At 67.4% G+C, this 15,382-nt stretch carries 3 protein-coding genes; all 3 read right to left on the bottom strand.

Annotated features, from left to right (window positions below; all coding sequences use genetic code 11):
* Position 1 precedes the first annotated feature (1 nt).
* Positions 2 to 14,191 carry a cadherin-like domain-containing protein gene (locus tag G6N45_RS25520; protein WP_163726480.1) on the bottom strand — a complete coding sequence of 4,730 codons (14,190 nt, stop codon included), beginning with the start codon at positions 14,189 to 14,191 and terminating at the stop codon, positions 2 to 4.
* A gap of 401 nt (positions 14,192 to 14,592) precedes the next feature.
* On the bottom strand, positions 14,593 to 14,778 hold the full coding sequence (locus tag G6N45_RS25515) for a hypothetical protein (RefSeq protein ID WP_163726461.1): 186 nt from the start codon (positions 14,776 to 14,778) through the stop codon (positions 14,593 to 14,595).
* Positions 14,779 to 14,888: 110 nt separating this feature from the next.
* The gene (locus tag G6N45_RS25510; RefSeq protein ID WP_163726458.1) at positions 14,889 to 15,131 is read right to left on the bottom strand and encodes a hypothetical protein; all 243 of its coding nucleotides are present in this window, start codon (positions 15,129 to 15,131) and stop codon (positions 14,889 to 14,891) included.
* Positions 15,132 to 15,382: the final 251 nt, after the last annotated feature.

Below are 15,382 nucleotides of genomic sequence, written 5' to 3'. Positions count from 1 at the left end.
GTCACACGATGGGCGCTGGGACGAAGGACATCACGGACACCGCGCCGCTGTTGTCGGTGACATAGACCCGGCTGCCGTCGGGGCTGACGGCCACCTCGTATGGCGAGCTGCCGGCCGGGGCGCTGGTGATCACCGTGTTGGTGACGGTGTCGATCACCGTTATCGCGCCGCTAGTATTCGTCACGTAGATGACGCTGCCGTCGGGGCTCACCGCCACACCGCGGGGAGATGCGCCGACCGAGACGGTCTGCACGCTCTTGGTAGCGGTGTCGATCACCGATACCGAGGCGGTGTACGGATTGGTGGCGCACACGTGTTTGCCGTCGGGCGCGACGACCACCCCGAGCGTCGAACTTTGCAGTCCGTTTTCGACTCCGACGGTGGTGACGGCCGCGTCACTGGTCCTGATCACGGTCAGCACGGCCCGGGTGGTGTCCGTGACGTAGACGTACGCACCGTCGGGGCTGATGGCCAACTGTTCCGGCTGGCCGCCGACCGGAATGGGCTTGATGCCCACCGTGGTGGTGGCGGTATCGATCACCGACACGGTGCCGCTGCTGGTGTTGGCTACATAAGCGTATTGCCCATTCGGTGTCACCGCCACGCCCCCAAGGTTTCCGGCGAGCGGGATGTTGAGGGTAGCGCCGGTTTCCGTCTTGATGTACGTCACGTACCCGGCGTCGTTGGTGACGTAGACCTTTAGACCGTTGGGGGTGACGGCGATGTCCGACGTGTTGCCCCCTACGGCGATGGAGGTGGCGGTGCCGCTGGTCGTGTTGACCACCCTCACCAGACTGCCGTCGGCAACGTAGGCGTAGGGGGCATTGGGGATGAGCACCTCGGCGGTGGGCGTCCCGCCAATCGTTATGGAGTTGCGCATCGCCAGCGTCGCTGGCGAGATGGGCACTCCCGTCACCGTGACGGGGCTGATGCCACCCCGAACGTCGGAGACGGTGACGGTGAAGGTGTCGGCCTCGGCCACCCCGGGAGTCTGAGCGGCCCTCAATCGGGCGGCGTCAGAGGGGTCGTAGGTGAGGCGCCAGCTGCCGTTGTGATTGTTCACCACGCTGAGTTTGCCTAGCAAGGGCGCGCTGTATCTCACCGTAAGGGGGTCACCGTCGGGGTCGCTGGCCGTCAGCATCACCGTCACGTTGCCGGTGTTCGGATCCGCCACGCCGACCACCGCGCTGGCCACCGGGGCCCGGTTTGCGGCGTTGGTGGCATTCAGCAACACCGTGTGGCTGCTACCGGCGGCGACCCCGGTGTAGCTGACCCCGGCCGAGGGTGCGGGGATGGTCCTCTGCCCGTAAGAGTTGTCGCCAAAGGCGACGGCTTGCCCGTCGGAGCGCAGCAGCACCGTGTCACTGCCACTAGTGGCGACTTGGACGTAGGCCACTCCGTTCGGTGGTGCCTGGATTGTCGTCTGTCCGTAGTGGTTGTCGCCGAAGGCGACGGCTTGCCCGTCGGAGCGCAGCAGCACCGTGTCACTGCCGCCCGCGGCGACCTCGGTGTAGGTCATTCCGGCCGGCAGGGCCGGGATGGTGGTCTGCCCCCAGTTGTTGGAGCCGACGGCGACGGCTTGGCCGTCGGAGCGCAGCAGCACCGTGTGGTTGCCGCCGGCGGCAACTTGGGTGTAGGTCATTCCGGCCGGCAGGGCCGGGATGGTGGTCTGCCCGTAGGAGGTGTCGCCGACGGCGACGGCTTGGCCGTCGGAGCGCAGCAGCACCGTGTGGTTGCCGCCGGCGGCGACCTGGGTGTAGGTCGTTCCGTCCGATGGTGCCAACACTTCGATGGTCTGCTGCCCCCAATAGTCGGTACGGACGGCGACGGCTTGGCCGTCGGAGCGCAGCAGCACCATGTGTCGCCAGCCGGCGGCGACCTGGGTGTAGGTCATTCCGTCCGGTGGTGCCGGTGGCGCCAGGATGTGGCTTAGCCCGCCATCGTTGGTACCGGCGGCGACGGCTTGGCCGTCGGACCGCAGTAGCACAGAATAGTCGGCGGCGGCGGCGACCTGGGTGTAGGTCACCCCGGCGGGTAGTGCCGGGATGTCGGCCTGCCAGTAGTAGTTTGCGCCGACTGTGGCGGCGTTGTTGACGGTGCCGACGGCCACGTTGGTGGCGACCGGGGCGCTGTGGCCGTCGGTGGCCGTGACGTTGACGCTGACCTGCGCGGCCGGATTGGCCTTGGCCCAGGCGGTGTCGGTGACGGCCACCGTGTATGGCCCGGCGCCGGTCCCGCTGACCGCCACGTGGCCGGGGTCCACGGCGCTGACCGTCACCGTGACGACGTCGCCGGGATCGGCGTCGCTGGCGTCGACGTTGACCGTCCAGCTGTTACCGATGCCCGGCGTCGGCGTCACGGTGTTGATGACCGGGGCGGCGTTGACCGGGTCGACTGTCACCGTGACGGTGGCGGCATCGGCCAGACCGCCGTCGCTGATGACGTAGCTGAAGGTGTCGGTTCCGACGTAACCGGTGTTGGGCGTGTAGGTGATGGTGCCGTCGGGCACCATAGCGGCGCTGCCGTGGGTGGCGCCGAACACCGAGACGATGTGCAGCGGGTCGCCGTCGGGGTCAGAGTCGTTGGCCAGCAGGGTCGCCGGTGCGATCTCCACTGGGGTGTCCTCGTTGGTGCTGACCACGTCGTCGACGGCGATCGGACGGCCGCTGACCGAGCCGCGCAGCAGCAGCGTGTGGTTGCTGCCGGCGGCGACCTGGGTGTAGGCCACCCCGGCCGGCAGGTCCGGGATGGTGGACTGCCCGGAGCTGTTGTAGCCGACGGCGACGACGGTGCCGTCGGAGCGCAGCAGCACCGTGTAGTAACCGCCGGTGGCGACCTGCGTGTAGGTCCCGGGATCGTTCTCCAGGATGGTGGTCTGCCCGTATTGGTTGTTGCCGATGGCGGTGACGGTGCCGTCGGAGCGCAGCAGCACCGTGTGCTCGTAGCCGCCGTCGACCTGCGTGTAGGTCACCCCCGCGTCCTCGATTGGCGGGATGTTGCACTGCCCGAAGGTGTTGTCGCCGACGGCGACGACTCGGCCGTCGGAGCGCAGCAACATCGTGTGCCGCCAGCTGCTGGCGGCCACCTGGGTGTAGGTCACCCCCGGCTCGACGATTGCCGGGATGTTGCGCTGCCCGTATTGGTTGTCGCCATAGGCGACGGCTTGGCCGTCGGAGCGCAGCAACACCGTGTACCAGCCGCCGGCGGCCACCTGGGTGTAGGTCACCCCGGGGTCGTTTGGGATGTTGAGCTGCCCCCTGTCATTGGCGCCGACGGCGACGACTTGGCCGTCGGAGCGCAGCAGCACCGTGTGGTATTGGCCGGCGGCGACCTGCGTGTAAGTCACCCCGGGGTCGTCGATTGCCGGGATGTTGCACTGCCCGTATTGGCTGTCGCCGACGGCGACGGCGGTGCCGTCGGAGCGCAGCAGCACCGTGTGCTGGCCGCCGCCGGCCACCTGGGTGTAGGTCACCCCGGCCGGCAGCGCCGGGATGGCGGTCTGCCGGTAGGCGTTGTAGCCGACGGCGGTGGCGTTGTTGACGGTGCCGATGGGCACGGTGGTGCTGTCGAGGGCACCGTCTTTGTCGGTGGCCGTGACGACCACGCTGAGTTGGGCGCCGGGGTTGGCTTGGGCCCAGGCGGTGTCAGTGACGGTCACCGTGTAGAGCCCGGTGCCGGTGCCGGTGACCGTCACGTGGCCGGTGTCCACTGCGCTCACAGCGAGCGTGACGACGTCCTCGGGGTCGGCGTCGGTGGCGTCGACGTTGACCGTCCACGTGTTCCCGGTGCCGGCCGTCGAGGTCACCTTGTTGATGACTGGGGCGACGTTGACCGGGGTGACGGTGACCGTCACGGTGGCGGTGTTGCTGGTCATGGTGCCGTCGGAGGCGGTGTAGGTGAAGCTGTCCGACCCCCACCAGTTCGCCGCTGGGGTGTAGCTGAACGACCCGTCGGCGCCGATACTCAGCGTGCCGTTGGCCGGTTCGGTATGGCTGGCGACGGTCAGGGTGGTTCCCTGGGTGTCGGTGTCGTTGCCTAACACGCCAGGGGCCACCACTATGAGGGGGGTGTCCTCGAGCGTCGTGTAGGAATCGCTGACCGCTACCGGTGCGACGTTGACAGCGCCCACGCTGATCGCCGAGATCGTGTTCTCGCCCTTGTTGATGACGTACGCGGTGTTGGTGATGGGATCGAACCCCATGCCCAGTGGCGCCCTACCGACGTCGATGTTCTGGATGCCGGCGACAGTGTCGTCCGCGTCCAGCCGCACCAGGGTGCGCGCATCGATCGCTGCCACGGTGCCGGCATAATCGGGCCCGACGCCGGGCACGGAGACATAAGCGATGCTGCCGTCGTCGCTGACGACTACCTGGTTGGGACCCGTGCCGGGGTCGGCGATGGTGATGGTGGTGATCACGGCGAAACCGGGTCCGGCGTCCATCACCGTGACAGTGCTGTCGGTACTGTTGACGACGAAGACCTTGTCCTGGTTGCTGGTTGGCCCAGCGGCCACTCCGATCGGTCCGCTCCCGACTGTGGTCTCGTGAACGAGTCGGTTGAAGTCCTCCGACCCGGGCATGGCATTGATGATCGCCACCTTGCCGGTGCCGGACTCAGCGGCGAACAGGTGGTGACCCGAGGCGTCAGCCGCGATGCCCCACGGTTCGGAGCCATCGGGAAGTTCGATCGTCGTGACGATCTCGTACTCGTTGGTGGTGGTATTGAATCCGATCACCGAAATGCTGTCGCTGCCGTAGTTGGTGACGTAGGCCAGATCAGCGTAATCGCTGACCGCCACGCCGCGCGGATCGTTGCCCACGGTGACCGTCCCGATCACGCTGTTGCTGTCGTTCGTGGTGTCGATGATCGTAACGGTGTCGTCACCTGGATCACCTTCAGTGCCGGAATTGACGACATACAGAACGTTTCCGCTCAACGCGAGCGCAGAGGGACGGGTCCCGACGGTGATCGGAGCACCGACCATGTTGCCCTCTGAATCCACCACGGCCACCACGCCGGCATCGTTGGCGATGTACGCGCGTGTGCCGTCGGCGCTGACGACCATGGCATTGGCGCCACCGGCGGGCTCGGGATCCGCGACAGTGAACTCGCCTGGTGCCACCGGGATGTCGACGGTGTAGTTCACCGGCGGGTTGTCGGCGTCGGAGACTGCGACAGTGAAACTGTCCGACAGCGACCCACCTTGTGCTGCCTCGATGCGGGCGGACAGATACGGCGTGTAGGTGAGGATGCCGGTCTGCATGTCTCCGGTCAGATTGCCTCTGGTGAGCCAGCTGACCGGATTCGCGGTCACCGGATCACCTTCGGGATCAACGATCTGCACGGTGACGGAGACGTCCCCGGTCACCGGATCGGGCGTACCGACCGTCGCGCTGAACACCGGGGCGAGGTTGACCTGCTTGACGGTAATGGCAACCGTGGCGGGATTGCTGATATCGGTGCCGTCGGTGGCGGTGTAGGTGAAGCTGTCGGTTCCGGTGAAGCCGGGGTTGGGGGTGTAGTAGAACCCGCCGCCGATGGCGAGCGAAACGTGGCCGTGGGCCGGCTGGGTGTTGAAGTCGACTGTGAGGGGGTTGCCCTCTACGTCGGTGTCGTTGGCCAGCACGCCTGGGTGAGGGATGCTGAGTGGGGTGCCTTCGGTGGTGATGAACGCGTCATCGACGGCAACTGGGGCGTCGTTCACCGAGGCAATGGTGATCGTCACGGTCGCGGGGTTGCTGCGGGCGATGCCGTCGCTGGCGGTATAGGTGAACGAGTCGGCGCCGTTGTAGTCGGCGTCCGGGCTGTACGTGAACGTGCCGTCTTGGTTCAGCGTCAGCGTGCCGTGCGCCGGATCGGTGTGCGAATCGATGGACAGCGTGTCGCCGTCGACGTCGAGATCACCGATCAGCACGTTGCCCTCCACCGCGGTGTCCTCGAGGGTGTTCACGGTGTTGTCGACTGCAACGGGGGCCGAATTAATCGGCGCTGCAACGGGGTTCAGGTCGACTACTGAGATCGTATTGTCGGCCTTGTTGATGACAAAGAGGGTGCCCGTCACGGGGTTGACAGCCATGTTCAGCGGTGCGCTGCCGACGTCGACGGGTTGGACGCCGGCGCTGCGGAAATCGGTGTCCAGCACGGTCCTGGTGTTCGCGTCGATGACGGTGACGGTGCCGTCGTAGTTATTGGCTTCGTTCCCGGGAATCGACACGTACGCGATGTCGCCGTCAGGGCTGAGGACCACCGAGTACGGGCCGCTTCCGGGATAGCCGACGGGGATCGGCTCGCCGACGACAGTGTGCTCTCCGGTGGCTTCGTCGTAGTAGATCACCGACACGGTGCTGTCGGCGCTGTTGACGACGAACACCGTACGCGTCCAGCCTTCTCCACCGGGAAGGGGTTGCGTTGCAACCCCGATCGGCCCGGCGCCGACGGGAATGGTGTCGATCACTTGGTGGTGCACCGTTTCGATAACCGACACGGTGCCGTCGCCGGAGTTGGTGACGTAGATCTTGCCCCAGCCGTGCGCCACCCCCCACGGGTTGGCGCCGACGTCCACGGTGTCGACCACACGCAGCGTTTGGGAGTCGAACACCGACACGGTGCCGTCGGCGTAGTTGGTGACATAACCGACGTGGGCGTCGGGGTTGATCGCTATCCCGCGTGGATCGCTGCCGACCGAAAGGGGTTGGTAACCAACCTGTTCGGGATCGGTGTCGATCACTTCGTCGGTGGTCGTGTCGATGACGGTGACGGTGTTGGTGCCGGCGCTGGTGACATACAGGCGGGTGCCGTCCAACGCGAGCGCAGTCGGTTGGCCGCCGACGAAGATCGCGCCGATCAGATTGCCCTCCGAGTCGCCGATGGTCACCGCGCCGCCGTCATAGGCGAGGTAGGCGCGGGTGCCGTCGGCATTGGTCACCATGGCGTTGGTGCGGGGAGCCGAAATATTGTCGCTTACAGTGAGGCCCGCGGCTGAGACGGGAATGCTGACCTCGTAGTTGACCGGTGTGTGGAACTCGTCGGACACGGCGACAGTGAAGCTGTCGAGCGCCGCGGCGCCGCCTTCATTGGCCCGCAGGCGAGAGGCCAAATCCGGTGTGTAGGTATAGGTTCCGGGCTGATGTCCCGCGACGATGGTTCCCTTGCTGACATTGGCGATCGGCGCGGCGGTGATCGGGTCGCCCTCGGGATCGGTGACGGTGACCGTGATTGTCACCGCACCCGTCGTCGGATCCGGCGTGCCAACCGCCGCGTTGAACACCGGCGCGTCGTTGACCGCGCTGACGTTGACGGTGATCGTGCCCGTGACCGGGGCAGTGGTGCCGTCGGTGACGGTGTAGGTGAAGGTGTCGGTGCCCGAGGCGTTGTGGGTGGGACTGAAGGTGTAGGAGCCGTCGGTGTTGAGCGTCAGGGTGCCGGTGGCGCCCTGTCCGGTGCCGGTGAGCGCGAAGTCCAGCTGGTCTGTGGGGGTGTCGACGTCGCTGACATAGCCCTGGCCGATCAGGCTGCCCGTTACTGGGGCGGCGTCCTCGGTCAGGTTGAGGGTCGCCGGGCGGGTGACTGGGGCGTCGTTGACCGCGGCGACGTTGACGGTGATGGTGCCGGCGACCGGGGCGTTGATGCCGTCGGTGACGGTGTAGCCGAAGGTGTCGGTGCCCGAAGCGTTGGGGGCCGGGGTGAAGGTGTACCAGCCGGCGGTGTTGAGCGTCAGGGTGCCGGTGGTGCCCTGCCCGCTGCCGGTGAGGGTGTAGTTCAGCTGGTCGGCGGGGGTGTCGACGTCGGTGACATAGCCTTGGCCGGTTAGGTAGCCCGTCACCGGAGCGGCGTCCTCGGTCAGGTTGAGGGTCAGCGGGTGGGTGACCGGGGCGTCGTTGACCGCGGCGACGTTGACGGTGATGGTGCCGGCGACGGGGACGGTGGTGCCGTCGCCGACGGTGTAGGTGAAGGTGTCGGTGCCCGAGGCGTTGGCGGTCGGGGTGTAGGTGTAGGTGCCGTCGGTGTCGAGCGTCAGGGTGCCGGCGGTCCCCTGGCCGCTGTCGATGAGGGTGAACTGCAGCTGGTCAGCGGGAGTGTCGACGTCGCTGACATCGCCGTCGGTGACCAGGTTGCCCGACACCGGGGCGGCGTCCTCGGCCAGGTTGAGGGTCAGCGGGCGGGTGACCGGAGGAACCACGCCGACGTTGACGGTGATGGTGCCCGTGACCGGGGCGGTGGCGCCGTCGGTGACGGTGTAGGTGAAGGTGTCGGTGCCCGAGGCGTTGTGGGTGGGGCTGAAGGTGTAGGAGCCGTCGGTGTTGAGCGTCAGGGTGCCGGTGGCGCCCTGCCCGGTGCCGGTGAGCGCGAAGTCCAGCTGGTCTGTGGGGGTGTCGACGTCGCTCACATAGCCCTGGCCCGTCAGGTTGCCTGACACGGGGGCGGCGTTCTCGGCTAGTTCGAGGGTCGCCGGGCGGGTGACCGGGGCGTCGGCGACCGCGCCGACGTTGACGGTGATGGTGCCGGTGACCGGGGCGTTGGTGCGGTCGGTGACGGTGTAGGTGAAGGTGTTGGTGCCCGAGGCGTTGGGGGTCGGGCTGAAGGTGTACCAGCCGGAGGCGTTGAGCACCAGGGTGCCGGTGCTGCCCTGCCCGGTGCCGGTGAGTGTGTAGTTCAGCTGGTCGGCGGGGGTGTCGACGTCGGTGACATAGCCCTGGCCGGTGAGGTAGCCCGTGACCGGGGCGGCGTCCTCGGCCAGGTTGAGGGTCAGCGGGCGGGTGACCGGGGCGTCGGCTACCGCACTGACGGTGACGGTGACGAAGGCGGTGTGGCTCATTGCACCCTGGGAGTCGACGGCACGGTAGGTGAAGGTGTCGGTGCCTGACCAGTCCGGGGTGGGGGTGTAGCTGAAGGAGCCGTTGGTGTTGAGGGTGAACGTCTGGGCGTGGTTGGGGCCGTTGACCATTTGGGCGGTCAGTGCGCCGCCGCCGGGGTCGGTGTCGTTGGCCAGTACCCCTTGGGCCGCGGTCACGGTGAGGGTGGTGTCCTCGTTGACGGTGTAGCCGGTGTCGTTGGTTGCGGTCGGGGCGAGGTTGGCCACGGTGACGGTGACGGTGGCGGTGTTGCTCAGTGCACCCTGGGAGTCGAGGGCGCGGTAGGTGAAGGTGTCGGTGCCTGACCAGTCCGGGGTGGGGGTGTAGGTGAAGGAGCCGTTGGTGTTGAGGGTGAATGCCTGGGCGTGGCTCGGTCCGGCGACCAGTTGGGCGGTCAGTGCGCCGCCGCCGGGGTCGGTGTCGTTGGCCAACACGCCTGGGGCGGTCACCGTCAGGGTGGTGTCCTCGTTGACGGTGTAGCCGGTGTCGTTGGTGGCGGTGGGCGGGAGGTTGACCACGGTGACGGTGACGGTGGCGGTGTTGCTGGTGAGGGTGCCGTCGGTGGCGGTGTAGGTGAAGGTGTCGGTGCCGGACCAGTTTTGGTTGGGGGTGTAGGTGAAGGATTTGCCGTCGAGGCTGACGGTCACGGCGCCGTGGCCCGGGCTGCCAACGAGCGCGACGGTCAGGGTGTCGCCGGGGTCGGGGTCGGTGACCGCTGGGGTGATCAGGATTGCGGTGTCTTCGGGGGTGGTTGCGGTGGTGTTGGCGGCGGTAGGGGCGTCGGGGACGGCGGCCACGGTGACCGACACGGTGGCGGTGTTGCTGGTGAGGGTGCCGTCGGTGGCGGTGTAGGTGAACGTGTCGTTGCCGGACCAGTTTTGGTTGGGGGTGTAGGTGAAGGATTTGCCGTCGAGGCTGACGGTCACGGCGCCGTGGCCCGGGCTGCCAACGACCGCGACGGTCAGGGTGTCGCCGGGGTCGGGGTCGGTGACCGCTGGGGTGATCAGGATTGCGGTGTCTTCGTTGGTGACCGCGCTGGTGTTGGCGGCGGTAGGGGCGTCGGGGACGGCGGCCACGGTGACCGACACGGTGGCGGTGTTGCTGGTGAGGGTGCCGTCAGAGGCGGTGTAGGTGAAGGAGTCTGTCCCGGACCAGTTTTGGCTGGGGGTGTAGGTGAAGGACTTGCCGTCGAGGCTGACGGTCACGGTGCCGTGGGCTGGGGTGCTGGCGGGGGTCACTGTGAGGACTGCGCCGGGGTCGGGGTCGGTGACCGCCGGGGTGATCAGGATTGCGGTGTCTTCGTTGGTGACCGCGGTGGTGTTGGCCGCGGTGGGGGCGTCGGGGACGGCGGCCACGGTGACGGTGATGGTGGCGGTGTTGCTGGTGAGGGCGCCGTCCGAGGCGGTGTAGGTGAACGAATCCGAGCCCGACCAGTTTTGGTTGGGGATGTAGGTGAACGACTTGCCGTCGAGGCTGACGGTGACGGTGCCGTGCGCGGGGGTGCTGGTCGGCACGACCGTGAGGACTGAGCCCGGGTCGACGTCGGTGACCGCCGGGGTGATCAGGATCGCGGTGTCCTCGTTGGTGACCGCGGTGGTGTTGGCCGCTGTCGGGGCGTCCGGGACGGCGGCCACGGTCACCGTCACGGTGGCGGTGTTGCTGGTGAGGGTGCCGTCGGTGGCGGTGTAGCTGAACGAGTCGGTGCCCCACCAATCAGCGGCGGGGGTGTAGGTGAAGGTTTTGCCGTCGGGGCTCACGGTCACGGTGCCGTGGGCGGGAGTGCTGGTGGCGGTGACGGTCAACGTGTCGCCGGGGTCGGGGTCGGTGACCGCCGGAGTGATGAGCACCGCGGTGTCCTCGTTGGTCACCGCGGTGGTGTCGCCGGCAACCGGGGCAGTGTTTTCGACCGGCGTGATGACACGCAGGGTGTTGTCCTTCGCGTCGGTGATCCAGATGCGACCGTCGGCGCCGACTGTCAGCGAGTGCTCGCCGGCTTCCATTGCGGGGTCGACGGTGATGGTCATGCCGTTGCCGGTGGTGGGGTCGAGCATGGTGACGGTGTCGTTGCTGTTGGCGACATAGATGCGGCCGTCGGACCCGTAGGCCAGACTCGTCGGGTTCGGACCCACACCCGCCACGAGCACGGTGTCGTTGGCCGTGTCGATGATCGACACGGTGTTGGCGCCATAGGCAGCGACTGCAACGAGGCTGCCGTCGGGACTGACGGCCAAGCCGCGCGGGGCATCGCCGACGTTGATGGTGGCCAGCACCTTGATTGTGGTGGTGTCGATCAACGACACCGAATCGCTATTGGTGTTGGCCACATACAGCCGCGCGCCGTTGATCGCCAGAGCCCTGGGGGAGGAGCCCACCGCGATGTCGCGGGAGAAGATGCTGGGGTTGACGTCGAGCCGTTTGTAGGTGTTGGTGGCGGTGTTGATGTCGATCACCGAGACGGTGTTGCTGCTGCGGTTGGCCACGTACAGCCGGGTGCCGTCGGCGTTGAGGGCCAGCGCGCTGGGTGAGGAGCCCACCGCGATGTTGCTCGAGAAGATGCTGGGGTCGGCGTCGATCACCTTGTTGGTGGCAGTGTCGATCACCGACACCGTGTTGCTGCCGCTGTTGGCGACGTACACCCGGGTGCCGTCCGGGCTGACCACGACCGCGGTCGGATTCGAACCCACCCGGACAGTCGCGGTGACGGTGTTGGTGGTCGAGTCGATCACCGACACGGTCCTGTCAGCCTGGTTGGCCACATACACCTGCCCGGTGACCGGGTTGATCGCGACCTGCTGCGGATTGCCGCCCACGGCAACGGAGTCGAGCTGCGGTTGGGGCGTCGGAATCGCCGCGGGCGTGATGACACGCAGCTCGCCGTCGGCGGTGTCGGTGACCCAGGCGCGGCCGTCGGTGCCGACCGCCAGGGAGTGGGTGCCCGTCTCCATTGCGGGGTCGATGGCGATGGTCATGCCGTTGCCGGTGGTGGGGTCGAGCATGGTGACGGTGTCGTTGCTGTTGGCGACGTAGAGGCTGCCGTCGGCGCCGTAGGCCACACTGGTCGGGGCCGGACCCACCGCCCACCGAACGTTGCGAACGGTGTTGGTGGCTGTGTCGATACTCCACACGGCGTTAGCGCCGGAGGCGGCGACCACCACGGCGCTTCCGTCGGGGCTGACCGCCAACGCGCTGGGGGAGGACCCCACCGCGATGTCGCGGGAGAAGATGCTGGGGTTGACGTCGAGCCGTTTGTAGGTGTTGGTGGCGGTGTTGATGTCGATCACCGAGACGGTGTTGCTGCCGCGGTTGGCCACGTACAGCCGGGTGCCGTCGGCGTTGAGAGCCAGTGCGCTGGGGGAGGACCCGACCGAGATGTTGCTCGAGAAGATGCTGGGGTCGGCGTCGATCACCTTGTTGGTGGCAGTGTCGATCACCGACACCGTCTTGCTGCCGCTGTTGGCGACGTACACCCGGGTGCCGTCCGGGCTGACCACGACCGCGGTCGGGTTCGCACCCACCCGGACGGTGGTCAGGACGTCGTTGCTGGCGGTGTCGATCACCGCGATCTTGCCGGTGGAGGTCTTGAGGGTGACGTAAGCGCGGCTGCCGTCGGGGGCGATGGCGATCCCGGTCGCCGCCCCGCCGACCGGGATCGTGTCGACGACGTCGCCGGTGGCCGCATCGATCACCGACACGGTCTGGTCGTTGGCCACATACACGCGCCCGGTGTCGGGGTCGATCGCCACCTGCTGCGGATTGCCGCCCACGGCGATGGAGTCGACGGTCGGTTGAGTGCTCGCCGTGGTGGCGCCGAGGCCGGTGGAAGCCTGGCTCACCGACTCCGAGTCGGTGAGGCTGGGATGGTGCAGGACAAGCTGACCGGCTTGGTCGCTGCCGACGTCGTTCGGGCTGATCGAGACATGCATCGCCTCGGCGGTGCCGTCGGGGCCTGTGAGGACCAGCCTGGTTCCCGCGCTGGTACCGGAGTCGGCGGTCATGGCAACCGGCACAACGGTGCTCTGACCGCTGGCGTCGCTGACCGTGACGGTGAAGTTGCCCGGCAGGTCGGTGGGCACCGCGCCCTGTCCGACCGTGGGGGAGGTGTAGGTGAAGGTGCCGTCAGATGTGATTGTGACCGTGCCGTCCGCGGGGCCGCCGGCCACCTGGAATGTGGGGGTGTCGTAGCCCGGGGCGTCCGGCACAAGCGGGCCGGTCGGAGCTGGTTCGGCGGTGGCGCTCTGCTCGCCGCTGGGTCGTTGATTCTGGCGGCGCACCCAGTCCAGCACCGCCCAATTGGCTGGCAGCTGGACCGGGGATGATGCGCTGCTGCCCAGCGGGCCCAGCCCCAGCGAGCTCAGCAGCCAGGTGACCATGTTGGCCGGCGTGGTGGGTGCGGCCACCGTGGGGAGCTCGGCAGGGATGCCGGCGGTCGCCGTTGCGGAAGGCGTAACCGGGATCGCCGCCGAAGTGGTGATGGGGATGCTGAGCGGGTCCGACAGGTCGGCCGGCTGCCCGTTGGTGACGGCGTCGATGTCAGCGGCTCGGCTCTGTGCGGGCCCCTCAGAGCCGGGAGCGCCGACGGCAGTGCCGGTTCGCGACTCGGGCTTCCCGCTGTGGTCGGTGGAGCGCTCCGGGGCGGCCGGTTCGGTCACGGCCTCGGAGGCCGCGTCGGTGGGCAGTTGGTCGACCGGGGTGGTGGTGGACGCGGCGTCGTCTGTCGAGGGCGGGGGTACCGAGGCTTGAACGTCGCCGGAGCTGATCACCGTGTCGCTGGGGACGATGCTGTCCGGAGCTGACTCCGTCGTGAAGGTCTCCGAAGTCGAGGTGGTCGTCTCGGCCTCGGCGTGCGCTGCTGCCTCGGCTTCCGATTCGGATTCGGTTTCAGCCTCGGAAGCCTCCGCGTCGCCCGACCCGCTCACTGAGCTGGTGGAAGTCTCCGACTCTGTCGCGCCCGCTTCTGTGGCGCTCGTCGACGTCGACGAGTCCGTTTCAGTGGGTTCTGCAAACGCGATCGCCGGTTGCTGAACGGCCAACGCAGCGCCGACGCCCAAAGCGGCAGCCAACACCCCGACCCGGCCGAGATAGCGGGCGTACTCCAAGGCGTGATGTTCGTTCGACGTCGGTGTTTGGTGCTCGATAGGAGACCCGCTCGGCACCCAGTCGCCGCTGCGTCCCGCACCGCCTCCCATCAACGGATGCGCAGTCGGCATCGCGAACACCAGATGGCCCGGCTCGGCATGGACCAACTTCCACGTCAGCCGCGGAAGTGTCGCGGTCTCCGTCTCTCCAGCCGTCTCGTTCGCGGCGGTTCGGGGACGCAGGATCTCTGGGGTGGATGTCATGTCTACTCCTCGTGTGCACAGCCAAACCGACGCGCGCCCCCGACGAACCGAGTTTCGCCGTCGACGCGTGTCGTCCCTTTGCAGTCAACGGTGATGCCCCCCGGGGTAGTAGGGTCCTAGGTCCTTTGTTTGCCAGAGCCGACGGCCCTCTCGCGCGGACGCATTGACGCCCTAGGCAGTTAGGCCGAATCAAACTGCGTAAGTGGCTATCTGGATAGATGCGATTTCCGGTATCGGCGCGGCGTCGTGTGCGCCGACGTGGCTAACGAGCTCGCCAGACGGCGAGCGGATAGGAATCGGAAGTGAGGCGCGGGAGGACGCGCGCGTATGCGCGGAGGTTGCCGGCGCAAGGGGGAATCTCGCCGGCGCAATTCGTGCGGACCGGAGCGCCGCAGGGACGTCTAGTCCGGCGAAATCGGAGCTTGCGGAGCCTTGTCAGCTTCTGCCGACACCACGAGCGCATACGCCTGCGCGAGATGGAGGATGCCGTCTGTGGACTGGCTCTTCGGAGCGGCGCTCACGACGGCCTTCAGGAGTGCCGCCGCGGCCTGGTCGGCCAGGCCGGCCAACTCTCTGCGGTCAGCCATGTCGTGTCCTCGCGTTCTTCGAGTGGTCAGGTGGTTGCTCCTGAGAATCCGCTCGTCGAGCGCTGCTGGCTAGAGTCTTTGGGCTCCAGGCCCGTTGCTCGGCGCCGGGCTCACCCGGCTTGAGCGGTCTCCCACTGCGCGCCGAAGATACCATCTGGGCGGCTGTAGCCCTGTTCGATCAGCGGTCGGTACTTGGCGTCCAACTCCGCGATCTTCTCGTCGCTGACCCACGGTTCGAGCCACTTGAGCATCGGCAGCACATCGGAGCGGAAGTACAGCACTCTGACCTCGGTGATCGGGTCGACGTGGACCGCGTCGGGAGCATTGAGGTCCAGGCCGTTGTACCCGTACATGTGGGTGGCGCGTCGGGCATTCAGGCGGGTCCACTAGTTGGGCCTGACTGCCGCGTCGGCCTTCGGGTCGTATTCCGCGACCCCCTCGTCGAGATCGGCAATCGGTCCACGATTTGCTGAGTCAACGTCGAGTCGCGGGACGGTAGTAGGGGCCAACGTCCCTTCGGACCGTGCCTTTGGTCAGTCGGGGCCGAATCCTCAATGCCATTCAGAAGTGCGCGTACCGCTGGCACGCTGTTGTGGTGAGTACG

It is taken from the genome of Mycolicibacterium psychrotolerans, from assembly GCF_010729305.1.
GTDB classification, from domain to species: Bacteria; Actinomycetota; Actinomycetes; order Mycobacteriales; family Mycobacteriaceae; genus Mycobacterium; species Mycobacterium psychrotolerans.
The sequence above is the reverse complement of the archived record's forward strand: the minus strand, read 5'-3'. Positions and strand labels throughout refer to the sequence as shown.